Below are 22,304 nucleotides of genomic sequence, written 5' to 3' on the forward strand. Positions count from 1 at the left end.
GTGAACGCGAACTGGTCCGCGAAGGCGAATGAGGTCGATCCGTGCCGCTGTTGAACCGTCTGCTCCGCGCCGGCGAGACCAAGCTGGTGAAGCGGCTCGCGAAGTACGCCCAGGTGATCGAGGGGCTCGAGCCGGAGATGCAGGCGCTCACCGACGCCGAGCTGCGGGCGAAGACCGACGAGTTCCGGGAGCGCTACGGCGACGGCGAGTCGCTCGACGACATGATGTTCGAGGCGTTCGCCGTGGCCCGCGAGGCCGCGGTGCGCACGCTCGGGCAACGGGCCTACCCCGTGCAGCTGATGGGTGGCGGGGCGCTGCACCTGGGCAACATCGCCGAGATGAAGACCGGTGAGGGCAAGACGCTCACCTCGGTGTTCCCGGTGTACCTGAACGCCATCTCCGGTGACGGCGTGCACGTCGTCACCACCAACGACTACCTCGCCAAGCGCGACGCCGAGAAGATGGGGCGCATCCACCGCTTCCTCGGCCTCACCGTCGGGGTGATCCTCTCGGAGATGCCGCCCGCGGTGCGCCGCGAGCAGTACGCCGCCGACATCACGTACGGCACCAACAACGAGTTCGGCTTCGACTACCTGCGCGACAACATGGCCTGGAAGAAGGCCGACATGGTGCAGCGCGGGCACAACTTCGCCATCGTCGACGAGGCCGACTCCATCCTGATCGACGAGGCCCGCACGCCGCTGATCATCTCCGGTCCGGCCGAGGCGAGCTCGCGCTGGTACGGCGCGTTCGCCGACATGGTCCACGGCCCGATGGGCAAGAACGGCAAGCGGGACGCCGGCCGGGGGATGCACGGGTACGACACCACCGGGCTCTCGCCGCAGGAGCTGGCCCGGCGGGCCACGGAGATCCAGCAGCACCACTACGAGTACGACCTCAAGAAGCGCACGGTCGGCGTCACCGACAAAGGCGTGAAGCACGTCGAGGACCAGCTCGGGATCGACAACCTCTACGAGGCGGCCAACACCCCGCTCATCGGGTACCTGAACAACGCCCTGAAGGCGAAGGAGCTGTTCAAGGTCGACCGGGACTACATCGTCCGCGACGGCCAGGTGCTCATCGTCGACGAGTTCACCGGGCGCGTGCTGGCGGGCCGCCGCTACAACGAGGGCATGCACCAGGCCATCGAGGCCAAGGAAGGCGTGCAGGTCCAGAACGAGAACCAGACGCTCGCCACGATCACGCTGCAGAACTACTTCCGGCTCTACAAGAAGCTCTCGGGCATGACGGGTACGGCCCAGACCGAGGCGGCCGAGCTGCACCAGATCTACAAGCTGGGCGTGGTGCCGATCCCCACCAACCGGCCGATGATCCGCACCGACCAGCCCGACCTGATCTACAAGACGGAGGAGGCGAAGTTCGCCGCGGTCGCGGCCGACATCGCCGACAAGTACCGGGCCGGCCAGCCGGTGCTGGTGGGCACCACGAGCGTGGAGAAGTCGGAGTACCTGTCCGGGCTGCTGCGGCGCCTGCAGGTGCCGCACAACGTGCTCAACGCGAAGCACCACGAGAAGGAAGCGGCGATCGTGGCGCAGGCGGGGCACGCCGGCGCGGTCACGGTGGCCACGAACATGGCCGGTCGCGGTACCGACATCATGCTCGGCGGCAACCCCGAGTTCCTCGCCGACATCGAGCTGCGCCGTCGCGGGCTCGACCCGGTGGAGACGCGGGAGGAGTACGAGGCGGCCTGGGAAGAGACCGTCCGCAAGATGGAGGAGCAGGTCGCCGAGGAGGCCGAGGAGGTCAAGGCGGCCGGTGGGCTCTACGTGCTCGGCACCGAGCGCCACGAGTCGCGCCGCATCGACAACCAGCTGCGCGGCCGCTCCGGCCGTCAGGGCGACCCCGGCGAGTCGCGGTTCTACCTCTCGCTCGGTGACGACCTCATGCGCCGGTTCAACGGCCAGCTGGTCGAGTCGATCATGAACCGGTTCAACCTGCCCGACGATGTGCCGATCGAGGCCGGCATGGTCACCAAGGCCATCCGCAGCGCGCAGACGCAGGTCGAGCAGCAGAACTTCGAGATCCGCAAGAACGTCCTCAAATACGACGAGGTGCTCAACAAGCAGCGCACCGTCATCTACGAGGAGCGGCGCCGCGTCCTGGACGGCGAGAACATCAAGTCCCAGATCGAGCACATGATCGAGGACGTCATCCGCGCGTACGTCGACGGCGCCACGGCGGAGGGCTACGCCGAGGACTGGGACCTCGAGAAGCTGTGGACGGCCCTGCGCACGATCTACCCGGTCGGCATCCGCTGGCAGGACCTCGTCGGCGAGGGCGACGAGGACGGCATCATCGACGATCTCAACAAGGAGACCCTGTTCCAGGAGATCCTGGCCGACGCCCGGGCGGCGTACGCCCGGCGGGAGGCGGAGGTCGACGAGCTCATCGCACCGCTCGGCGGGATGCGGGAGCTGGAGCGCCAGGTGCTGCTCACGGTGATCGACCGCAAGTGGCGCGAGCACCTGTACGAGATGGACTACCTCAAGGACGGCATCGGCCTGCGCGCGATGGCCCAGCGCGACCCGCTGATCGAGTACCAGCGCGAGGGCTACGACATGTTCAACGCCATGTCGGAGGGCATCAAGGAGGAGACGGTCGGCTACCTGTTCAACGCCACCGTCCAGCCTGCGCAGCCCGCCCAGGCCGCGCCTGCGGCCGACGGGGCCGCCGCCCCGCAGGACTCCGCCCAGCAGGCGGGCGCCGCGCCGGCGCAGGAAGCACCGCCCGCGCGCCGCGCGCCCGCGGAGCGGCCCGCCGGTGGCAGGCACGCGGCACCCGCGGGCGCCGACCCGGCGGCCGGGGGCAGCGTGTTGCCGGCGGCCTTCCGGGGCGCCCGGCCCACCGAACTGCGGTACAGCGGCCCGGCCGAGGACGGCGGCACCGCCACCGGTGGCCGTGCGGCCGGCAGCGGCAACCGCGGTGGTTCCACCGCCACCGGCGGCGCGGAGCCCTCGCGCAACCGGCCGTGCCCGTGCGGATCGGGGCGCAAGTACAAGCAGTGCCACGGGTCGCCCACCACGGCGCGTCCCTGACGCGATCTCCCGCGGCGCCGCGGTGCCTCGTCGCATTCAGATGAGCCGCACCGCGGTGCAGCGCCACCGGCCGTCCTCGCGCTCGAAGCGCGCGGCGAGGGCGCGCACCGCGCCGTCGACCTGGCACGTGGCCGCCACCTCGGCCGCGCCGGGCCGGGGCAGGCACAGCCGGATCCGGCCGTGCCGGGTGCGGGTGCGGGTGGTGCGCTGACCGGTGGCCGCCCGCCAGTAGCGCATGGCGCGAGGCGTGAAGTGCGCCGCGAGCTGCACCGCTGCGCGCCGCCCGTCGAACACCTCGAGGGCGAGGCGCAGGATGCGGGTGGCGGCGCGGTGGGCCTCGACGAACTCGCGCGCGCCGCTGGTGAGCCGGTCGGGCCGTGGTGGGGTGGCCGGCGCGGCTCGGGCGGGAGCCTGCCCGGGGAGCGGCTCATAGCGCACGGGACGCAGCCGTGGCCGGGTTCGGGTGGTGGGCGCGGGCAGCGTGGTGGTCACGGTTCGATGCTCGGCGCCCGGAGTCGATCGCAGGGCCGAACGAGTTGCTTCGGAGCCGTACGGTACGTGCCCTGATCGTCCCGGCCGTACCGTCGGGCCGTGCCCCCAGCACCCGCCCCGGAGCCGCTCGACCGGCTGGTCGTGCGCGCCGGCCTGGCACTGCAGCGCGTGGTGCGGCAGGCGGCCGCCGCCCACGGGCTGAGCGCCACCGCGCTGGACGTGCTGGCGGCGCTCGCCGACCGCGACGACGTGTCGCACCGCGACCTCGCCGGGCACCTCCGGCTCGCGCCGGCCACGCTCACGCCGGTCCTCGACGCTCTCGAGGCGGAGGGCGCGCTGACCCGCGTGCGGGACGGCCGCGACCGGAGGGTCGTGCGGATCTCGATCACCGAGCGGGGCCGGCAGCGGCACGCGGTCGCCGCGGCGGGCGTCGCGGCCGCGGTGGCCGCGCTCCCGCAACCGGCCGCGGGCGAGGCTCCGGTGATCCGCGCGCACCTGATCCACCTGCTCGACGCGGTCGAGCGGGCCCTGCCGTAGCGTCCCCGCGTGGCACTGGGAGCGCTGGTGATGGACTACGCGGGCGTGCTCACCGACGGGCCGCGGCTGTTCGAGCTGGTCCGGCGGGTGCGCGCGGGCGGCACACCGACAGCGCTCGTCACCGACGCCGATGCCGTCCCGGAGTCGTACGCGCCGGCGTTCGACCTCGTCGTGCTGGGTTCCACGTTGGGTGTCCGGAAGCCGGACCCGGACCTGTACCGCCAGGTGGCGGCCCGGCTCGGCGTCCCGGTCACCGACTGCGTCGTGGTGGACGACCAGCTGCGCAACGTGCGCGGCGCCCGTGCGGCGGGCGCGGTGGTCGTGCACCACGAGGACGAGGCGGTCACGATCGACGAACTGGTGGCGCTCTTCGAGCTCGAGACGTGAAGGCGGCGGGGCGGCCCCCGGCGCGAACCGGGTGGGCCGCCTCGCCGCGGTGTGGGGTCAGGGAAGGGTCACTGCGGAGGGGGCGGAGGGGGCTGCTCCTCCTCCGGCGGGCGGGTGGTGTCGCCGCCGCCCGTCATCTCCTGCAGCTTGTCGGCTCCCTGGTCGATGTGTTCGTCGTGGCCGGCGAAGCGCTGCTTGGCCGCATCACCTGCTTTGTCGATCCCCTGGTCGACCTTGTCGTCGTGCTGGTTGAGCATGTCCTTGGCCTTGTCCATGAAACCCATCCCTGCACCATGGACCTGATCCCGGGACCCCGCAGGATTGCTCACCCGTTCGTGCGTATGCGTACGTGCGAAGGGCGCAGCTCGTCCACGCTGTTCACGCCGATGAGCTGCAGGGTTCGCACGATCTCGGCGGCCAGGATCGCGACGGCCTTCTCGACGCCGAGCCGCCCGCCGGCCATCAGCCCGTACAGGTAGGCGCGGCCCACGAGCGCGGCGCGGGCGCCGAGCGCCACGGCGGCGAGGACGTCGGCGCCGTTCGTGATGCCGGTGTCCACGAGCACCTCGGCCCGGTCGCCGAGGGCCTGCACCGTGGGTTCGACGAGCTCGAGCGGCACGGGTGCCCGGTCGAGCTGGCGCCCGCCGTGGTTGGACAGCAGCACGGCGTCGGCCCCGGCGTCGACCACGCGCACGGCGTCATCGACGCTCTGGATGCCCTTGATCACCAGCTTGCCGGCCCAGGCCTCCCGCAGCCAGGCGACGTCGTCCATGGTCAGGGCCGGGTCGAAGACGTTGTTGATCATGTCCTCGACCGACCCGTAGCTCGACTCGAGGCTGGAGAACCGCAGCGGCTCCGTGGTGAGCAGGTTGAACCACCAGTTCGGGTGCAGCGCGCCGTCCACGAACGTGCGCAACGTTAGCGCGGGCGGGATCGTCAGCCCGTTGCGGATGTCGCGCAGCCGCGCACCGCCGACCGGGGTGTCGACGGTGAGCAGGAGCGTGTCGTACCCGGCGGCGGCTGCCCGCTGCACGAGGTCCTTGGCCGGTGCGCGGTCGCGCCAGAGGTAGAGCTGGAACCACTTGCGGGCCTGCGGCGCGGTCGCCGCGACCTCCTCGATCGTGGTGGTGCCCATCGTCGAGAGCGCGTACGGGATGTCGAACTGCTGCGCCACGGACGCGACCGCGGGCTCCCCGGTGTGGTGCATCATCCGGGTGAAGCCGGTGGGGGCGAACGCGAACGGCAGCCCGGCCCGCCGGCCGAGGATCTCGCGGCTCGTGTCCACCTCGGAGACGTCGCGCAGCACCGTGGGCGTGAACTCGGCCCGCGCGTACGCGGCGCGGGCGCGGCGCAGCGAGTGCTCCCCGTCAGCGGCGCCGTCGACGTAGTCGAAGACCGCCCGCGGCGTGCGCCTCCGTGCGATGGCCCGAAGGTCGGCGATGCTCGCCGCGCGCCGCAGCCGTCGCTGGTCCCCGTCCCAAACGAACGGGGCGGGCCGCAGCAGCGAGCGCAGTTCGGACGGGCGGGGGAGGCGACGCTGGACCATGCCGCCAGCCTAAGCTCGCCACCCCAACCGGGTGAGGGGCACAGGAGTCCGGCACCGCGCGGTGCCGGCCGCGTACGGGGTCCGGACCGACGCCACGGGGAAGCCGGAGCTGACGCCCTCGCAGATCGCCGCTCGGCGTAGGGAGCGGGCCGAGCGCTTGGACCTGCGCACCGAAGCGTCCCCGCGCGCTGCGGTGGTACTGGCCGATCTGCGCTCTGGGCTTCGCGACCGCACTCGGCGGCGCGGCGTACCTGCTGCACCAGGTCGACCCGTTCCACTACCGCGCAACGCCGTGGTGGATCTCCGTCGTCGTGGCGGCGGGGTGCGTCACGGCTCTGGCGGTCGCGATGTGGGCGCTGCACGTGTTCATGAAGCGGGTGGCCCTCGCGGGCGGGCGGGAGCTCTCGCCCGGGCTCGGGAGGGAGCCCCGGCAGCTCGAGGTCGTCGCCTCCTACCCCGACGTGGTGATCACCGGGGAGTACCTGCCGCTGCGTCGCAACGCCGTGTGGTTCGACGCGCCCGTCGCCCTCGCCGCCTGCGTTCTCCGGCTGCGTCGCAGCATCGTGATGGTGCACCGGCTGCGCGGCGCAGCCGCGGGCGGATAGCGCTCACGTTCGCGGGGCGTGGCGGCGGCGCGACAGCTCGAAGGCGGCGACGGCACCCGCGCTCGCCACGCCCAGCGACTCCACATCGCCGTGCATGGGGATGGCGAGCAGGCCGTCGAGCAGCGGCCGCACGGAGCTCGAGAGCCCGTCCGTCTCGTTGCCGAGCACGAGCGCGACGCGTTCGGGCAGGTCGGCGGCGGGCAGCGAGTTGCCCCGGGCGTCCAGGCCGTACAGGGCGAACCCCGCCTCGGCCAGCGCGCTGCACCCGTCCTCGACGGTGGCGGCGCGCAGCACCGGCGCCCGGAACGCGATCCCCGCCGACGCCTTCACGACCAGCGGGTCGATCGTGGGCAACCCGCGCCGGGCCAGCAGCACGCCGTCCAGGCCCGCCGCGGTGGCGCTGCGCAGGATCATCCCGACGTTGGCGGGGTTGGTGAGCCGGTCGAGCACCAGCACCGCGGCGGGCGCACCCGGCCGCAGCGCCGCCGTGAACTCGGCGACGGGTGCCATCCGCGGCGCCACCACGTCGGCGAGCACGCCCTGGTCGTGGCGCCCGTTGCCGGCGAGCACCTTCACGCGGTGCGCCGTGGCCCGCTGCACCGGCACGCCCCGGCCGCGGGCGGCGTCGAGGATCGCGCGCACCGGCTCGCCGCGCGCCCCCTCGGCCAGCACCACCTTGTCGACCCGCAGTGCCGGGTCGTCGAGCGCCTCGAGCACGGGTTTGCGGCCGTACACCGTGATGAAGGTGTCCTTCGGAGACCGCTCGCCCGCCACCGTTCGAGCCTACGATCGGAGGATGCCGCCCAGGCTCTCGGCCCTCGATGCGTCCTTCTTGTACCTGGAGCAGCCCACCACACCGATGCACGTCGGCGCGGTGTCGGTGTTCCGCAGGCCGCGCTCGGGGTTCGACTACGAGCGGCTCGTCGACCTCGTCGAGCAGCGCATCGCGCTCGTGCCGCGCTACCGGCAGAAGGTGCGCTACGTGCCGGGCAACCTCGCGCGCCCGGTGTGGATCGACGACCCCGACTTCGACATCGCCTACCACGTCCGCCGCTCCGCCCTGCCCCGCCCGGGGTCGGAGGAGCAGCTCACCGAGCTCGTCGCGCGCCTGATGTCGCGCCCGCTCGACCACACCCGCCCGCTCTGGGAGATGTACCTGGTGGAGGGGCTGGAGCAGAGCCGGGTCGCGGTGGTCACCAAGACCCACCAGGCCATGGTCGACGGCATCAGCGCGATCGACATCGGCCAGGTCATCCTCGACGTCTCGCCGGAGCCGCGCGCGGTGCCCGAGGAGCTGTGGATGCCCCGGCCGGAACCGTCGGGCGCGGAGCTGGTGGTCGGCGCGGTGGCGGAGGCCGTCGCACGGCCGGGGGAGATCGTCGACAACGTGCGGGTGGCCGCGGGCGACGCGCTGGCCACCGTCAACAAGGTCGCGGGCGCGGCGGGCAAGCTGTTCTCCATGGCGTGGACGGCCAGCAGGCCCGCCCCGGGCACCCCGCTGAACGTCGACATCTCCACCCAGCGCCGGTTCGCGGTGGCCCGGGCCGAGCTGGAGGACTACCGCCGCGTGCGCGCGGCCCACGGGTGCACGGTGAACGACGTCGTGCTCGGTGTGGTCGCGGGCGCGCTGCGCAGCTGGTTGCTCTCCCGCGGGGAGCCGGTCACGTCGTCGTCCACGGTGCGGGCGATGGTGCCGCTGTCGGTGCGCGGCGAGGCCGACGTGCCCAGCTCGGCCACCGCGGGGTCGCTCGGCAACCGGGTAACGTCGTTCCTGGTGGACCTGCCGGTCGGGGAACCGAGCCCGGTGGTCCGCCTGCACCAGGTCGCGCACGCGATGCGCGAGCACACGTCGAACGGGCAGTCGGTGGGAGCCGACACCCTGGTCCGGATCGGCGGGTTCGCGCCGCCTACGCTGCACGCCCTGGGGGCCCGTGCTGCCAGCGGGTTCTCGAAGCGGATCTTCAACTTGGTGGTGACGAACGTGCCGGGACCGCAGTTCCCGCTCTACGCCGCAGGTGCCCCCATGCTCGAGATGTTCCCCGTCGTCCCGCTCGCCAAGGGTCAGGCCCTCGCGATCGGTCTCACGTCCTACGACGGCGGGGTCTACTACGGGTTCAACGGGGACCGCGACGCCATGCACGACCTCGACGTGCTCGCCGGGATGGTCACCGAGTCGCTCGACGAGCTCACGGCCACGGTCGCGTAGGGACGACGGACATGCGCATCTACGTGCCGGCCACCTGGCCGATGTTGCGGACGCTGGTCAAGACCGGGGTGCTCGACCCCATCGGCGGCACCGCGTTCGCCCTCACCCCCGGCCTCCGCGAGGCCTACACCAGCGGCGACGACGAGGAGCTCGAGTACGCGGCGCTGAGCCACGCGGCGCGCGCCTCGCTGCGGCTGCTGTCCGTCGAGTTCGGGCTCGGCGAGGACTCCACTCCGGCCCGTCGCGTGGTGGTGGCCGCCGACCTCGACGACGTCACCCTGCGACCCGACCTCGACGACGGGGCCGTCCGCATCACGGGCGCGGTGCCGTTCGAGGCGATCGCCGCGGTGCACGTCGACACGGAGGAGGCCGAGTACGCCGTGCGCGAGGCCGCGGGTGCCGTCGACGCCGCCGATCTCGGCGACCTCGACGCCGAGTTCCTCGTCGGCGAGGCGGAGGACCACGACCTGGCCTGGTACGACCCGTCGGAGGTCGCGTACCTCGTCGAGGGCTGAGGCCGACGCGCAAGATCGACCGGTTATCGTCCCGGCCGTGACGCGTCCGCTCCGAGCCCGGCCGGGGTGCGTGGTGGCGCTCGTCCTGGCCGCCGGTGCCCTCGTCTGGGCCGGGATCTCGTTCTCCCGCTACGACCCGCCGCCTGCCTACGACCCGGCCACCACGCAGGAGGTCCTCGACACGGCGGCCGGGTACACGGCGGCCGGGTGCGAGGCCTCGGGAATCCCCGACCTGACGCCGGACCAGAAGACGGATCGCAGAGCGCAGATCGAGCGTGCGGCACGCGTGCAGGTGGCGGTCTCCGCCTGCCTGCCCGCGGTCGACGGCGGCTGTGACGAGGCGCTCCTGAGCTGCACCATCCCCGTCGGCGACGAGCGGATCACCATGGGCGTCGACCACGGGAGCTGCCGGGACCTCATCACCAGCCGGTCGTGCGAGTACCGGTTCGAGCGCAGGGCGAGGCTGCTCAGCCAGCAGCGGCTGCACCACGAGTTCTGGGTCTTCGCCGCGGAGCAGCGCGCGGACGGGGCGGCACTGCGCTGCGACACGATCCCGGGCGGCGCCGACCTCTTCCCACTCGACGACAGCCCCGGCCTCGGCGCCGGCTACCGCAGCACCCCCTACCGCTGCTACACACGCGAACCGAAGAGCGTCACCGACGTCTACGAGGTGCGCCTCTACGAGGGCGGGCTCCCCGTGTTCCAGGACGAACGCGGGAGCTGACGGGTCACTCGCGCTGCGCGAACCAGACCACCACGGCGACCAGGGGGATCAGCAGGAACACCGGTCCGGCCCGGGTGACGAGGAACAGCCCGACCGCGACGGCCACGGCGAGCAGCACCACCCCACCGCCGAGGTTCAGCGCGCCCGTGCGGCGCCCCACCGCGCCCGACGGTGCGGTCGCGGGCAGCGGAGCCGTGCCGGGGAGCTCCGGGTGCGGCTGCGGCAGATCGGTGAAGAGGGCGGCGAGATCCGAGGCCACCACGGCGTTCGCGGCGGCCGCCGATCGGTCGGCGTACTCCTCGACGGTCAACCGCCCCTCGGCGAGGTGTTCGTCGAGCGCCTTCTGCGCCGCCGTGCGCTCCGCGTGGCCGATGCGCAGTGGCGACGCCCCCTCATCCGTCACGTTGCCTCCGCTGCGCTCCGGCGGCTTGCTCCACCCGCAAGTCTGCCACCCGCGCGCGCCTCAGCGCAGGGCAACGAGGACGCGGCGCAGTGCGGCGAGCCGGGCGGGCCGCAGCCGTCCCTCCTCGACGAGCGCGTCGAGGGCGCACTCCGGGTCGGCAGGCGGGCCGAGGTGGCCGCAGCCGCGGGGGCAGTCCTCGATCGCGTCCGCGAGGTCGTCGAAGGCGGCGGGCACGTCGTCCGGGGTGACGTGGGCGAGCCCGAACGAGCGGATCCCCGGGGTGTCCACCACCCACCCACCCCCGAGCTCCTCGGGCAGTGGCAGCGCGATGGCCGCGGTGGTGGTGTGGCGACCCTTGCCGACGGCCGACACGGTGCCGACCGCACGCTCCGCGTCCGGCACGAGCCGGTTGACCAGCGTCGACTTGCCCACCCCCGAGTGCCCGACGAGCGCCGACACCCGGCCGCCCAGCACCTCGGCGAGCGCCGTCGGTTCGCGGTCGCGCCGGGTGACGAGCACGGGGAGGTCCAGGTCGCGGTACTGCGCGGCGAAGACCTCGGGATCACCGAGGTCGGCCTTCGTCAGGCACAGGATCGGCGCGAGCCCGCCGGCGTACGCCGCCACCAGGCAGCGGTCCACGAAGCCGGTGCGCGGCTGGGGATCCGCGACCGCCGTGACGATCACGAGCTGCTCGGCGTTCGCCACGACCACCCGCTCGTACGGGTCGGTGTCATCGGCGGTGCGGCGCAACACGGTGCGCCGCTCCTCCACCCGCACGATCCGCGCGAGCGTGTCCACGGTGCCCGACAGGTCTCCGACGAGCCGGACGCGGTCGCCGACCACCACGGGGGTGCGGCCGAGCTCCCGGGCGCGCATCGCGACCACGGGCGGCCGGGCGGCGTCGCCGCCGAGCGCGCAGGTCCAGCGCCCGCGGTCAACCGCGATGACCATCGCCTCGGCGGCGTCGGCGTGGTCGGGGCGGCGCTTGCTGCGCGGCCGGGATCCCCGGCGCCCGGGCCGGACCCGGACGTCGGACTCGTCGTACTCGCGAGGGCTCACGCCAGCAGGGCCGCCCAGCGGGCCGGGAAATCGGGGATCGTCTTGTCCGTGCAGCCGATGTCGTCGACGGCGACGCCGGGCACGACGAGGCCGATGAGCGCGCCCGCCGTGGCCATCCGGTGGTCGGCGTAGGCGCCCCACGGGCGGTCGGCGCGGCCGGTGAGCGGTGCGGGCCGGATCTCCAGGCCGTCGGGGGTCTCCGTGACGTCGCCGCCGAGGGCGGTGAGCTCGGTGGCGAGGGCGGCGAGCCGGTCGGTCTCGTGGCCGCGGATGTGGGCGACGCCGCGGATGCGCGACGGCCCGGCGGCCAGCGCGGCCACGGCGGCCACCGTGGGCGTCAGCTCGCTCGCGTCGTGCAGGTCGACGTCCACGCCGGCGAGCTCGGCAGGCCCGCGCACGGTCATCCCGTCCGGCCCCGCGGTGACCGCGCAGCCCGCCTGCTCCAGCACGGAGAGGATCTCCCGGCCCGGCTGGGTGGAGCCTGCGGGCCAGCCCGCCACGGTGACCTCGCCCCCGGTGACGGCCGCGGCCGCGAGGAACACCGCCGCGTTCGACAGGTCCGGCTCCACGGCCCACTCGCGCGCCGCGATCGGACCCGGGGCCACCCGCCACGTGTTCGGCTCCGCGTCGTCGACCTCGACCCCGGCCTCGCGCAGCATCGCCACCGTCATGTCGATGTGCGGCAACGACGGCACCGGCTTCCCGTCGTGGTGGACGGTGACGCCCTTGTCGTAGCGGGCGCCGGAGAGCAGCAGCCCGGAGACGAACTGGGACGACGCGGAGGCGTCGATCACGACGTCGCCGCCGGCCAGCCCGCCGCTGCCGTGCAGGACGAACGGCAATGCCTCGCCGTCGATGCGGGCCCCCAGCGCGCGCAGCGCGTCCAGCACGGTGCCCATCGGGCGTTCGCGGGCGCGTGGATCGCCGTCGAAGGTGACCGGGCCGTCGGCCAGCGCCGCGGCGGGCGGCACGAACCGCATCACGGTGCCCGCGAGCCCGCAGTCGACGCTCCCGCCGCCGCGCAACCCGTGGTGGCCCGGGAACTCCACCCGCTCGCCGTCGACCTCGACCGGCACACCGAGGGAGCGCAGCGCACCGACCATCAGCGCGGTGTCCCGGGACGCCGGTGCCCCGGAAACGGCGGCCCGGCCGCCGGACAGCGCGGCGAGCAGCAGGGCGCGGTTGGTGACGGACTTCGAGCCCGGCACGCTCACCCGGCCACGGACGGGCGAGGCGGCGAGCGGGGCGGCCCAGGCTGTGGTCACCCCGACATGATTCCGCATGCCGCCTGCGGCGGGTTCGCGCAGTGGAAACACGCGTCGGTGACGACCTGCACGGCCTGCCTGCGGTCGCCGGTGCGCCACACCACGGCCAGCTCAGCCGGCCCCAGGTCCGGGACCCGGCGGTGCACGACGTCCTCGCGCTGGTGGATCCAACAGCTTCCGGACGGCTGCAGGAGGACGCCCTCACCCGCGGCGACGATCTCGTACGCCTCGTCGGGCGTGGTGGCCTCGGCCGCGATCGTCGGCGGTGCGGTGCGGTGGTCCACGGCGAGCCAGAAGTCGCGCATCGGACCGGCCGAGGCCGGGAGCGCGACGAACGGCTCGTCGGCGATCTCCGCGAACCGCACGCTCGATCGCGCGGCCAGCCGGTGCCCGGCCGGGAGGGCCACGGACCGGTCCTCGGTGGCGATCCGGCGGGCCGCGAGGCCGGACGGCACGGGCAGCCACGCGAGGGCCACGTCGACCGTGCCCGCCGTCAGGCCGACGGCCGGGTCGGCCCACGAGACCTGCCGGAACTGCAGCTGCCACCCGGGCAACCGCTGCTGCATCGTCGCGGTGATGGTGGGGACGAGGCCACGGCCGATGCGGGAGTGGAAGCCGATGGTGAGCGTGCGAGCGGCCAACCGCACGTCCTCGGCGGCGGCCTCCCATTCGGCCACGAGTGCGCGCGCCCTCGGCAGGAACGCCGCACCGGCCGCGGTGAGCCCCACGGCGCCGTTGCCGCGGCTGAACAGCTCGGCGCGCAACTGCGCCTCCAGCCGGCGGATCTGCTTGGAGAGCCCGGGCTGGGAGACGAACAGGCGCTGCGCGGCCCGCGTGAAGCTCAGCTCCTCGGCGACGGCGAGGAAGTAACGCAGGTCCTGCACGCGCACGTCCACAACCAGAGGTTATTCCAGCCGGTCTTGGACCGGGTGCCCGCGGGCGCAGCAGGCTGGCGCCATGCGCGCGATCGTCCACGACCCCGCGGGCCTGCGGCTCGCCGACGTCCCCGACCCCGAACCTGCACCCCACGAACTTCTGCTCGAGGTGCGCGCGGCGTCGGTCAACTTCCTCGACGTCGTCTACCGGGAGCGCAACCTCGCGCCCGGCGGCGTACCCGGCGTCGACGCGGCGGGGATCGTGCGCGCCCCGGCGGCGGACGGCACCGATCCGGCCGCCGGGAGCAGGGTCGTCACGTTCGCCATGGGCGGGGCGTGGGCGCAGCGCCGCGCGGCCCCCGTCGCCGACGCCGCCGTCGTGCCGGAGGGGATCGACCTGGCCGTCGCCGCGGCGCTCCCCGCGGCCGGCGTCACCGCGCTGCGTGCGGTGCGCCGGCTCGGCCCGCTGCTCGGACGGCGGGTGCTGGTGACGGGCGCGTCAGGCGGTGTGGGGCGGTTCGCGGTGCAGCTGGCGGCGCTGGCCGGGGCCCACGTCGTCGCGTGTGCCGCCCGCACCGCCGGGCTGGCCGAGATCGGTGGCCGAGAGGTGGTGACCGACCTGGGTGAGGTCGGTGAGCCGGTCGACGGCGTGATCGAGAACGTCGGCGGCCCGCTGCTCGGGCAGGCGTACGGGCTGCTGGCCGAGGACGGGCTCGCGCTCAGCGTGGGGCAGGCGAGCGGGCGGCCGACCACGGTCGACTTCGAGGAGGAGCGCAGGCACGGCCCGAACGGGCGTCGGATCGAGGCCTTCGTCGTCGGGCAGGGACTCGGGCCGGACATCGCGGTGCTGCTCGACCTGGTGGCGCGGGGCGTGCTCCAGCCGCAGGTCGCCAGGCGCGAGCCGTGGGAGCGGTTCGCCGAGCTGACGCGGGACCTGCGCGAGCGGCGGATCGCCGGCAAGGCCGTCATGGAGATCGGGAGTTGAGAATGCAGCTGGGTGTGAACGGGTTGAACGCGAAGGCGGCGCTCGCGCCGGCGGTGACCGCGCGGCTCGCCGGGCTCGCGGAGGACCTCGGTTACACGTCCTGGTGGGTGGGGGACCACGTGGTGCTGCCCAGCCCGCGCACCCCGGGCACCCCGATGGACCCGCGGGACCCGATCCTCGACCCGCTCGTGCACCTGACCTACGTCGCCGCCCTGACCCGCCGCATCGAGCTCGGCACCGGGATCGTGATCCTCCCGCAGCGCAACCCGCTCGTCCTCGCGAAGCAGGCGGCGAGCCTGGACGTGCTGAGCGGAGGGCGCCTGCTGCTCGGCGTCGGCGCCGGCTACCTGGAACCGGAGATGGCCGCCGTCGGCGTGCCGTTCGCCGACCGCGGCCGGCGCACCGACGAGTACATCGACGCGATGGTCCAGCTGTGGACCGCCGAGCGCCCGCGGATGGACGGGCGGTACGTGCGGTTCGCCGACGTCGACGCCCACCCGCGGCCGGTCCAGGAGGGCGGCCCGCGGATCGTCGTGGGCGGGCACAGCCGTGCGGCGTTCCGGCGCGCGCTCACCCGCGCCCACGGCTGGTTCGGTGTCGGCACCCCGGACGTGATCGCCGCGAACCTCGCAGGCATCGAGCGCGTGTCGGGCGAGGTCGAACGGCCCGACCGGCTGGGCCGCCTGGAGATCACCGCGATTCAGCTCGGCCCCGTCGACCAGGCCACCGCCGACCGGTTCGCCCAGCTCGGCGTCGACCGCCTCGTCGTCTACCCGCTCCCGCTGGAGGACCCGGACGACATCGCCCGGTTCCTGGAACGGCACGCGCAGCTGGCCCGGTGACGGTCAGCCCGGCTGGTCCTCCCCGCGCTGCCGGGGGAGGGCGTCGACGATCTGCGCGATCCCGGACTGCACCGTCCCGAAGCCGCGCTGCATCTCCGCGCGGAGCGTCCGGATCTCCTCCTGGTTGCCCAGTTGGGTCTCGCGGAGCGCGGTGAGGGACTTCGCGTGGGCGTGCAGCAGCGTCTTCAGGTCCGACACGTCGCGGTCGGCCCCTCCGGCGAGCATGCGGGCGGCTGCGGCGTCGGCGCGGGCGCCCTCGACGCTGTCCTTCAGCCGCAGGACCTCGTCCTCGAGATCGCGCACCCGGGCTTCGAGGTCGCGGTCGGAAGGATCGGGCACGGGCGGATGGTAGCCGCCGATCCCGTGGACGGCCGTGCATTCACCCCCGGCCGTGTCGGAACGACGCCCAGGTGGGCCATGCCGCCGGGATGCGGGCACGATGGTGGCATGTGCGGTCGATACGCCTCGATCAAGGCTCCCGCGGACCTCGCCGACGAGTTCCGGGCCGTCGACGCCACCGACGGCGCGGCGCAGGCCGACTACAACGTCGCGCCCACCAAGCAGATCATCACGGTGGTCGAGCGGCATCCGCGCGACGCCGAGGGCACCCCCGACCCGGACCGCACCGAGCGCACGCTGCGGATGGTGCGCTGGGGGCTGGTGCCGTACTGGGCGAAGGACCCGAAGGGCGGCGCCCGCATGATCAACGCCCGGTCCGAGTCGGTGGCCACGAAGCCCGCGTTCCGCCGGGCGTTCAACTCCCGCCGCTGCCTGATCCCCGCCGACGGCTGGTTCGAATGGCAACGGGGTCCCGAGCACAAGCAGCCCTACTACACGCACTACGCCGACGGCAGCTCGCTGGCCTTCGCGGGGCTGTGGGAGTACTGGAAGCCCAAGGACGACCCCGACAACGAGTACCCGGACGGCCTGGTCACCGCCACCGTGCTCACCACGGAGGCCGTCGGCCCCCTCACCCAGGTCCACGACCGGATGCCGCTGGTGCTGCCGCCCTCGGCGTGGGACGCGTGGCTCGACCCCGACCGCCGTGCCGACGACGACGCGGTCACCTCCCTCGTCACGCCGCCCTCGCCCGACCTGATCGAGCGGCTGGAGCTGCGGCCGGTGTCACCGCTGGTCAACAGCGTGCGCAACAACGGCCCGCAGCTGCTCGAGGCGCTCCCGGAGGAGGAGGTGCGGGAGCCGATCCAGCTCGACCTGCTGGCGGGGCCGAACCCGAAGTAGGCCGCGCCCCGGCCGGCTGATCGGCACTGGTCTCCTGGTGGCGCCGCGCATCGTGCGGCCCCTACGGGCAGGCCAGGGCCTGCCTGACCTGGCGCGCGGCGCCACCAGGAGGCTGACTCCCCGGGAGGCCTGGGTTGCGCGGCGATCAGGGCGAAACGGCCACTCTCGCGGCGGTCAAGGCGAAGTGGTCGCTCCTGAAGATCATCTAGCGACCATCTCACCTTGATCGCCGAGTTGGCGCATTCCCGTGGTGAGTACGCCCGTTCTGGCGTCGACTTGCCGATCAGTACGCCGGCGGCGTCCGGAGTGCGCCACGAGGCGCACGCTGGGGGTGTCGGGACGACCGCGAGGTACTTCTCGGGCCGGTTGATCGGTCTGAGCAGTACCTCCCGGTCGACACTGTGACAATCCGGTGCGGCTCGTGCTCCCGGCGAAGCTGCGGCATCACGAAGGCTCGAGCCGGCTGTGCCGAGCCGCGCACCAGCGTCGCTGGAATGCCGTGAGGTGCTCCTCGGGCCGGCCATGAGCGCTTCGGGGGCAGCGTTCGACGGCCGATAAATTGGTCGGATGCCGTCCTCCGACGCCGCAGGTGAGACCACCGAGGTCGCCACGCCGCACGGCCCGGCCCGCATCACGCGGCGTGCCGCCGACGGTCCGGCCCGGGGCACGTTGATGCTCGGCCACGGCGCCGGTGGCGGCGTGAGCGCCCCCGACCTGCTCGTGGCCGCGGGCGCGGCGCTCGCCCTCGGCGTGCACGTGGTGCTGGTGGAGCAGCCGTACCGGGTGGCGGGCCGGCGTGCCCCGGCGCCCGCGGCGCAGCTGGACGCGGCGTGGCTCGCCGTGGTCGACCACGTTCGCGACGACCTGCCGCTGGTGGTCGGTGGCCGCAGTTCGGGCGCCCGAGTGGCCTGCCGCACGGCGACCGAGGCGGGTGCGGCGGGCGTGCTGTGCCTGGCGTTCCCCGTGCACCCGCCGGGCAAGCCGGAGAAGGACCGGCTGCCCGAGCTGGTGCAGCCCACCGTCCCGATCCTCGTGGTGCAGGGGAAGACCGACCCGTTCGGCCGACCCGAGCCGGCACCGGGCCGCGACGTGGTGCTGTTGCGCGGCGACCACAGCCTGAAGTCCGACGCGCCCGGCCTCCGGGCGGCGGTCACGACATGGCTCGAGGAGCTCCTCCCGGCTGGTTCAGGAAAGCCACATTCAAGGCCGGAGCGGCCCTGAATGTGGCTTTCCGGAACTTCCCGGGGCCCGAGCGCCCCCGCTCAGGACGCGATCGGCGCCACCGTCGCCCCGCAGAGGCGCACCAGCTCCGCCGGGGCCAGCTCGATCTCCAGGCCCCGGCGCCCGCCGCTGCAGAAGACCGTGTCCCACCGCTGCGCCGACTCGTCGACGACGGTGGGGAGGCGCTTGCGCTGGCCCAGCGGGGAGATGCCGCCCGCCACGTAGCCGGTGGCGCGCTCGGCGGCGGCGACCTCGGCCATGCGGGCGCGCTTGCCCCCGACGGCGGCGGCGAGGGCCTTCAGGTCGAGCGTGGCCGAGACGGGCACGACGCCGACGGTCAATGCCCCGTCCACCTCGGCGACCAGCGTCTTGAACACCCGCTCGGGGTCCAGGCCCAGCCGCTCGGCGGCCTCGGGGCCGTAGGCCTGACCGGCGCCGTGGTCGTAGGTGTGCACCTGGTGGGTGACCCGTTGCTTCGTCAGCAGCGCCGTTGCCGGGGTCCCCTTGCCTGCCACGTGCGGCACCCTAGAACACCGGTTGCGGCGGGAATCACCTGGCACGGCGTGGTGTTGAGGCAGCCGTGACTCAGGCAGTGATGGACGGTCGGCGTCCCGGGCGGGTGCGCCGATCGGGCCAGGTCCGGCCGGGCGGCGTACCCTCGGGACGTCATGCGGTCGCCGTGGGGGTGGCCGTTCCCGAGGTCGCCGTGCGGGCGACCCGGCGCGAGAGGAGCGCGGTGCCCGGCACCGAGCAAACGGCCGACGCCGTCGACACCCGGCTCGACGGCAACGAGGTCGACGAGAGCGCAACCGCCGAGCCGGTCGGCGACTCCGACGAGACCGCGGAGGAGCGGGCGGCGCGGTTCGAGCGTGACGCCATGCCGCTGATCGACCAGCTGTACGGCGCCGCGCTGCGGATGACGCGCAACCCCGCCGACGCGGAGGACCTCGTCCAGGAGACCTACCTCAAGGCCTACTCGGCGTTCCGCACGTTCCGCGCGGGCACGAACCTGAAGGCGTGGCTGTACCGGATCCTCACCAACACCTACATCAACGGCTACCGCAAGCGGCAGCGCCAGCCGGTGCAGGCGCCCACCGAGGAGATCACCGACTGGCAGATCGCCCAGGCCGGTGAGCACACCTCGCTGGGGCTGCCGTCGGCCGAGATGGAGGCGTTGGACCGGCTGCCGGACAACGACGTGAAGGCTGCCCTGCAGCAGCTCCCCGATGATTTCCGGATGGCGGTGTACCTCGCCGACGTGGAGGGCTTCGCCTACAAGGAGATCGCTGACATCATGGGCACCCCCATCGGCACCGTGATGTCCCGGCTGCACCGGGGCAGGCGGCAGCTGCGGGATCTGCTCACCGACACCGCCCGTGACCGTGGCTTCCTGCGGGGACGGCAGGAGGAGGGGGTCTCCTCATGAGCGAGCGTGCGAGCGAGTCGACGGCGCGACGCCCCGGGTGGCGTCGCCCCAGCCCGAGCGAGGCCACGCGATGAGCTGCGGCAACCACCACGACACCGACTGCTCCGAGGTGCTCGCCGAGGTGTGGCTGTTCCTCGACCACGAGTGCGACGACGCGCGGCGCCGGCTGCTCGCGCAGCACCTGGACGAGTGCGAGCCGTGCCTGTCGGAGTACGGGCTCGACGAGAAGCTGAAGCGGCTGCTCGCCACGAAGTGCGGCGGCGAGCACGCCCCCGCCGGGCTGAAGGATCGCCTGCGCAAGCAGATCCGGGTGGCGGTGCTGGAGCAGGCCCAGGTCACGGTGGAAGAGGGGCCGGAGGGCACGCGCACCACCACCGTGGAGGTGCGCACCACGCGGGTCGAGCAGCGCGGCTGACGGCCGGCGGGGACGACCGGAGGCCGCCCCCGCGGCCGGAGGCTCAGGTGTTGGGCTTCTTGCCGTGGTTCGCGCCCTTCTTGTTGCGGTCGCGACGCTTGCGTGCGCGCTTCGACATGCTCGACCTCCTCGTGCGGTCCGCGGGTTCAGTGGCTGCCCCGATCCTCCCACGTGGTTTCATGGAGCCGAGTACGGACCGGGAGGCGGCGTCGGGTGTCGACCCTTTCTGAGCTGCTCGCCGAGCACACGCAGATGCGCGGTGATGCGGTCGAGCACCTCCAGCGCGTCGTCGCGGAGTGGCAGTTGCTGGCGGACATGTCGTTCGCCGACTTCCTGTTGTGGATCCCGCTCGCGGGCGGCGCGGAGTTCCTGTGCGTCGCCCAGGCCCGGCCCACCACGGCACCCACCGCGCATCCCGAGGACATGGTCGGGGCGCGGATCACCGCCTCGGACAGCCCGCAGCTGAGGCGTGCGGTCGTCGAGGGGCGCATCTGCCGCGAGGAGAACCCGCGGTGGCACCTGGAGGTGCCGGTGCGGCGCGAGACGATCCCGGTGCGGTACGGCCGCTCGGTGATCGCCGTGCTGTCCCGCGACACGAACCTCGCGATGCCCCGGGTGCCCAGCCCGCTCGAGATCGCCTACCTGGGCAGCGCGTCCGACCTGTGCCAGATGGTGGCCGACGGCACGTTCCCGCCCAGCGCGGAGGCCGTGGGCGCCGTCAGCAGCCCTCGCGCGGGCGACGGCCTGGTGCGGCTGGACGCCCACGGCCTGGTGGCGTACGCGAGCCCCAACGCCCTCTCGGCCTACCACCGCATGGGCCACGCCAGCGACCTCGTGGGCGTCGTGCTCGCCGACACGATGCGGGAGCTGGTGCAGGACCCGTTCGACGCGGCCGAGGTCGCCGACCGGATCGAGGGTGCGCTGGACGGCAAGCACTCGCTGCGGATGGAGGTCCGCGCGCGGGGTGCGGTCATGCTGGTCCGCTCGATCCCGCTGCGGCCGCGCGGCGACGCGGCGGGCGCGCTGGTGCTGGTACGGGACGTCACCGACCTGCGCCGCCGCGACATGGCGCTGCTGTCGAAGGACGCCACGATCCGGGAGATCCACCACCGGGTCAAGAACAACCTGCAGACGGTGGCTGCCCTGCTGCGCCTGCAGGCGCGCCGCACGGGCATCCCGGAGGCGCGGATCGCGCTGGCCGAGAGCGTGCGGCGGGTGAACTCGATCGCGCTGGTGCACGAGGCGCTGTCGGTGTCGGTGGCCGAGCGGGTGGACCTCGACGAGCTGGTCGACAAGGTGCTCCCCGCCATCGGTGACGGCGCCACGGCCGAGTCGCGGGCGAAGGTACGCCGGGAGGGCAGCTTCGGCACCCTGCCGGCCGCGCTGGCCACGCCGCTCGTCCTGGTGCTCACGGAGCTGGTGCACAACGCGCTCGCCCACGCCTTCGATCCGGGCCGGGCGGGCGAGGTCGTGGTGTCGGCCAACCGGTTGAACGGCGAGCTCGAAGTGGTGGTCGGGGACGACGGGCGCGGGCTTCCCGAGGGGATGGACCTGGAGCGCTCCACCGGTCTCGGGCTGCAGATCGTGCGCACCCTCGTCGACTCGGAACTCGGTTCGGCGCTGGAGGTGCGGCCCCGTGCAGGGGGCGGAACGGAGGCCGTCATCAGGCTCTCGTTGCGGGGGCGCTAACCTTCACCCCGAGGCTGGTGGTCCTGCGGGCGTGGTCGCGCCGCCCGGACCCTCGGCCCCTCCGGAGCAGCCCCCGCGTGCGCCCGGTGTAACGACCGCGGGCCCGGAGCCGGGTGCAGTCCGGCTTCGGGCCCGCGGTGGGGTAAGGAGGGACTCAGGCAGTGCGTGCCCGGGTACGCGCGTTGCGGCGCTTCAGCGCCCGGCGCTCGTCCTCGCTCATGCCGCCCCAGACGCCTGCATCCTGGCCGCTCTCGAGGGCCCAGGAGAGGCACTCGGTGACCACGGGGCAGCGCCGGCAGACGGTCTTGGCCTCGGCGATCTGCAGCAACGCAGGACCGCTGGTCCCCACGGGGAAGAACAGCTCGGGGTCCTCGTCGCGGCAGATAGCGCGGTGACGCCAATCCATTGGTCTTCGGCTCCTTGTACTTGCGCGATCGGGGTCGCGCCGATCGTCTGTCACGGTCTTGTGGACGCGCTTGTGAAGGATTTCACGAGCGCGCCCGATCTTCAAGGGTCGAGGTCCACCCGGGTGAGCACTCTCACCCACTCAACGCAACGAGCGCGGGCACTGACAGTTACTGCGCCTGTACCGACTGCCTGCTTCGCCGTGCTGAGAGATCAACCTCGAACCGCCCACCGCGCCCGGTTACCCGCGCTCGGCCGAACCATGCGAGATGGTCCACTCACGATCACTCGCTTGTCCGTGACTACCATGGGGCAACGTTTCCCCTGGTGCGAGCCCTTATCGGCTCGACGGTCCGCGAGCATCGGTGAATGGCCCCTGAGCGTCACTCCAGCGGGTGATCGGCAGACT

26 protein-coding genes are annotated in these 22,304 nt (G+C 73.5%); 14 read left to right on the forward strand and 12 right to left on the reverse strand.

Translation table 11 applies throughout. The features are described 5' to 3' along the window. Window positions 1–41: 41 nt before the first annotated feature. Window positions 42–3,056 carry a preprotein translocase subunit SecA gene (gene secA, locus ACFPL3_RS03140; RefSeq protein ID WP_379588364.1) on the forward strand — a complete coding sequence of 1,005 codons (3,015 nt, stop codon included), beginning with the start codon at window positions 42–44 and terminating at the stop codon, window positions 3,054–3,056. A gap of 36 nt (window positions 3,057–3,092) precedes the next feature. Here secA and ACFPL3_RS03145 read toward each other — a convergent pair whose 3' ends face one another. Then, window positions 3,093–3,548, reverse strand: a complete 456-nt coding sequence (locus tag ACFPL3_RS03145) for an Rv3235 family protein (protein WP_343943515.1) — start codon at window positions 3,546–3,548, stop codon at window positions 3,093–3,095. Between the two features lie 99 nt (window positions 3,549–3,647). On the opposite strand from ACFPL3_RS03145, the gene ACFPL3_RS03150 reads away from it, so the two are divergent. Both ACFPL3_RS03150 and ACFPL3_RS03155 read left to right on the forward strand, forming a co-directional pair. Then, on the forward strand, window positions 3,648–4,085 hold the full coding sequence (locus ACFPL3_RS03150) for a MarR family winged helix-turn-helix transcriptional regulator (RefSeq protein ID WP_343943516.1): 438 nt from the start codon (window positions 3,648–3,650) through the stop codon (window positions 4,083–4,085). A gap of 9 nt (window positions 4,086–4,094) precedes the next feature. Then, window positions 4,095–4,472, forward strand: coding sequence for an HAD-IA family hydrolase (locus ACFPL3_RS03155; RefSeq protein ID WP_343943517.1), 378 nt, complete (start codon window positions 4,095–4,097; stop codon window positions 4,470–4,472). A gap of 68 nt (window positions 4,473–4,540) precedes the next feature. Here ACFPL3_RS03155 and ACFPL3_RS03160 read toward each other — a convergent pair whose 3' ends face one another. Together ACFPL3_RS03160 and ACFPL3_RS03165 are read right to left on the reverse strand one after the other, a co-directional pair. Next, window positions 4,541–4,747: an antitoxin gene (locus tag ACFPL3_RS03160; protein WP_343943518.1), complete on the reverse strand. Its 207-nt coding sequence runs from the start codon at window positions 4,745–4,747 to the stop codon at window positions 4,541–4,543. Between the two features lie 50 nt (window positions 4,748–4,797). Next, window positions 4,798–6,018 carry an alpha-hydroxy acid oxidase gene (locus tag ACFPL3_RS03165; RefSeq protein ID WP_343943519.1) on the reverse strand — a complete coding sequence of 407 codons (1,221 nt, stop codon included), beginning with the start codon at window positions 6,016–6,018 and terminating at the stop codon, window positions 4,798–4,800. A gap of 311 nt (window positions 6,019–6,329) precedes the next feature. Between ACFPL3_RS03165 and ACFPL3_RS03170 the strand changes: the two genes are divergently transcribed. Continuing rightward, on the forward strand, window positions 6,330–6,623 hold the full coding sequence (locus ACFPL3_RS03170) for a hypothetical protein (protein ID WP_343943520.1): 294 nt from the start codon (window positions 6,330–6,332) through the stop codon (window positions 6,621–6,623). Window positions 6,624–6,626: 3 nt separating this feature from the next. Here the strand turns inward: ACFPL3_RS03170 and ACFPL3_RS03175 are convergent, their stop codons facing one another. Beyond that, on the reverse strand, window positions 6,627–7,397 hold the full coding sequence (locus ACFPL3_RS03175) for a TrmH family RNA methyltransferase (RefSeq protein WP_343943521.1): 771 nt from the start codon (window positions 7,395–7,397) through the stop codon (window positions 6,627–6,629). A 22-nt stretch (window positions 7,398–7,419) separates the two neighbouring features. Here ACFPL3_RS03175 and ACFPL3_RS03180 point away from each other — a divergent pair, with 22 nt between their 5' ends. Genes ACFPL3_RS03180 through ACFPL3_RS03190 form a run of 3 tightly spaced genes read left to right on the forward strand, consistent with a single transcriptional unit; the run spans window position 7,420 to window position 10,068 of the window. Next, entirely contained in the window at window positions 7,420–8,829 is a 1,410-nt protein-coding gene (locus ACFPL3_RS03180) for a WS/DGAT/MGAT family O-acyltransferase (RefSeq protein ID WP_343943522.1), read from the forward strand. Window positions 8,830–8,840: 11 nt separating this feature from the next. After that, window positions 8,841–9,344, forward strand: a complete 504-nt coding sequence (locus ACFPL3_RS03185) for a DUF6912 family protein (protein ID WP_343943523.1) — start codon at window positions 8,841–8,843, stop codon at window positions 9,342–9,344. 37 nt (window positions 9,345–9,381) lie between these two features. After that, window positions 9,382–10,068 carry a hypothetical protein gene (locus ACFPL3_RS03190; protein WP_343943524.1) on the forward strand — a complete coding sequence of 229 codons (687 nt, stop codon included), beginning with the start codon at window positions 9,382–9,384 and terminating at the stop codon, window positions 10,066–10,068. Window positions 10,069–10,072: 4 nt separating this feature from the next. On the opposite strand, the gene ACFPL3_RS03195 is transcribed toward ACFPL3_RS03190, so the two are convergent. Genes ACFPL3_RS03195 through ACFPL3_RS03210 form a run of 4 tightly spaced genes read right to left on the reverse strand, consistent with a single transcriptional unit; the run spans window position 10,073 to window position 13,691 of the window. Then, window positions 10,073–10,471 (reverse strand): DUF1707 SHOCT-like domain-containing protein, encoded by a 399-nt coding sequence (locus ACFPL3_RS03195; protein WP_343943525.1) that lies wholly within the window; start codon window positions 10,469–10,471, stop codon window positions 10,073–10,075. A 60-nt stretch (window positions 10,472–10,531) separates the two neighbouring features. Next, complete coding sequence (gene rsgA, locus ACFPL3_RS03200) at window positions 10,532–11,530, reverse strand: ribosome small subunit-dependent GTPase A (protein WP_343943526.1); 999 nt, start codon at window positions 11,528–11,530, stop codon at window positions 10,532–10,534. After that, complete coding sequence (aroA, locus tag ACFPL3_RS03205) at window positions 11,527–12,795, reverse strand: 3-phosphoshikimate 1-carboxyvinyltransferase (protein ID WP_343943527.1); 1,269 nt, start codon at window positions 12,793–12,795, stop codon at window positions 11,527–11,529. Before aroA ends, rsgA begins: the two co-directional genes overlap by 4 nt. Continuing rightward, entirely contained in the window at window positions 12,792–13,691 is a 900-nt protein-coding gene (locus tag ACFPL3_RS03210) for a LysR family transcriptional regulator (protein ID WP_343943528.1), read from the reverse strand. The genes aroA and ACFPL3_RS03210 overlap by 4 nt, the downstream gene beginning before the upstream one ends. Window positions 13,692–13,752: 61 nt before the next feature. Here ACFPL3_RS03210 and ACFPL3_RS03215 point away from each other — a divergent pair, with 61 nt between their 5' ends. Next, window positions 13,753–14,655 carry a zinc-binding dehydrogenase gene (locus ACFPL3_RS03215; RefSeq protein ID WP_379588365.1) on the forward strand — a complete coding sequence of 301 codons (903 nt, stop codon included), beginning with the start codon at window positions 13,753–13,755 and terminating at the stop codon, window positions 14,653–14,655. A gap of 2 nt (window positions 14,656–14,657) precedes the next feature. Next, the gene (locus tag ACFPL3_RS03220) at window positions 14,658–15,497 is read left to right on the forward strand and encodes a TIGR03619 family F420-dependent LLM class oxidoreductase (protein ID WP_343943530.1); all 840 of its coding nucleotides are present in this window, start codon (window positions 14,658–14,660) and stop codon (window positions 15,495–15,497) included. A gap of 3 nt (window positions 15,498–15,500) precedes the next feature. Here ACFPL3_RS03220 and ACFPL3_RS03225 read toward each other — a convergent pair whose 3' ends face one another. Beyond that, entirely contained in the window at window positions 15,501–15,836 is a 336-nt protein-coding gene (locus ACFPL3_RS03225; RefSeq protein WP_343943531.1) for a hypothetical protein, read from the reverse strand. 108 nt (window positions 15,837–15,944) lie between these two features. Between ACFPL3_RS03225 and ACFPL3_RS03230 the strand changes: the two genes are divergently transcribed. Together ACFPL3_RS03230 and ACFPL3_RS03235 are read left to right on the forward strand one after the other, a co-directional pair. Next, window positions 15,945–16,739, forward strand: a complete 795-nt coding sequence (locus ACFPL3_RS03230) for an SOS response-associated peptidase (protein ID WP_343943532.1) — start codon at window positions 15,945–15,947, stop codon at window positions 16,737–16,739. Window positions 16,740–17,306: 567 nt separating this feature from the next. Continuing rightward, on the forward strand, window positions 17,307–17,960 hold the full coding sequence (locus tag ACFPL3_RS03235) for an alpha/beta hydrolase family protein (protein WP_343943533.1): 654 nt from the start codon (window positions 17,307–17,309) through the stop codon (window positions 17,958–17,960). A gap of 41 nt (window positions 17,961–18,001) precedes the next feature. Here the strand turns inward: ACFPL3_RS03235 and ybaK are convergent, their stop codons facing one another. After that, window positions 18,002–18,475 (reverse strand): Cys-tRNA(Pro) deacylase, encoded by a 474-nt coding sequence (gene ybaK / locus ACFPL3_RS03240; RefSeq protein ID WP_343943534.1) that lies wholly within the window; start codon window positions 18,473–18,475, stop codon window positions 18,002–18,004. Between the two features lie 221 nt (window positions 18,476–18,696). Between ybaK and ACFPL3_RS03245 the strand changes: the two genes are divergently transcribed. Further along, window positions 18,697–19,386: a sigma-70 family RNA polymerase sigma factor gene (locus ACFPL3_RS03245; RefSeq protein ID WP_343943535.1), complete on the forward strand. Its 690-nt coding sequence runs from the start codon at window positions 18,697–18,699 to the stop codon at window positions 19,384–19,386. Window positions 19,387–19,456: 70 nt separating this feature from the next. Next, window positions 19,457–19,801 carry a mycothiol system anti-sigma-R factor gene (gene rsrA / locus ACFPL3_RS03250; protein WP_343943536.1) on the forward strand — a complete coding sequence of 115 codons (345 nt, stop codon included), beginning with the start codon at window positions 19,457–19,459 and terminating at the stop codon, window positions 19,799–19,801. A gap of 43 nt (window positions 19,802–19,844) precedes the next feature. Here rsrA and ACFPL3_RS03255 read toward each other — a convergent pair whose 3' ends face one another. Then, window positions 19,845–19,919 carry a 50S ribosomal protein bL37 gene (locus ACFPL3_RS03255; protein WP_369805044.1) on the reverse strand — a complete coding sequence of 25 codons (75 nt, stop codon included), beginning with the start codon at window positions 19,917–19,919 and terminating at the stop codon, window positions 19,845–19,847. A 95-nt stretch (window positions 19,920–20,014) separates the two neighbouring features. Between ACFPL3_RS03255 and ACFPL3_RS03260 the strand changes: the two genes are divergently transcribed. After that, window positions 20,015–21,490, forward strand: coding sequence for a sensor histidine kinase (locus ACFPL3_RS03260; protein WP_343943537.1), 1,476 nt, complete (start codon window positions 20,015–20,017; stop codon window positions 21,488–21,490). A 154-nt stretch (window positions 21,491–21,644) separates the two neighbouring features. Here ACFPL3_RS03260 and ACFPL3_RS03265 read toward each other — a convergent pair whose 3' ends face one another. After that, window positions 21,645–21,896, reverse strand: coding sequence for a WhiB family transcriptional regulator (locus ACFPL3_RS03265; RefSeq protein WP_343943538.1), 252 nt, complete (start codon window positions 21,894–21,896; stop codon window positions 21,645–21,647). Window positions 21,897–22,304: the final 408 nt, after the last annotated feature.

The sequence above is a fragment of the Pseudonocardia zijingensis genome, from assembly GCF_042657305.1.
Lineage (GTDB): Bacteria > Actinomycetota > Actinomycetes > Mycobacteriales > Pseudonocardiaceae > Pseudonocardia > Pseudonocardia zijingensis.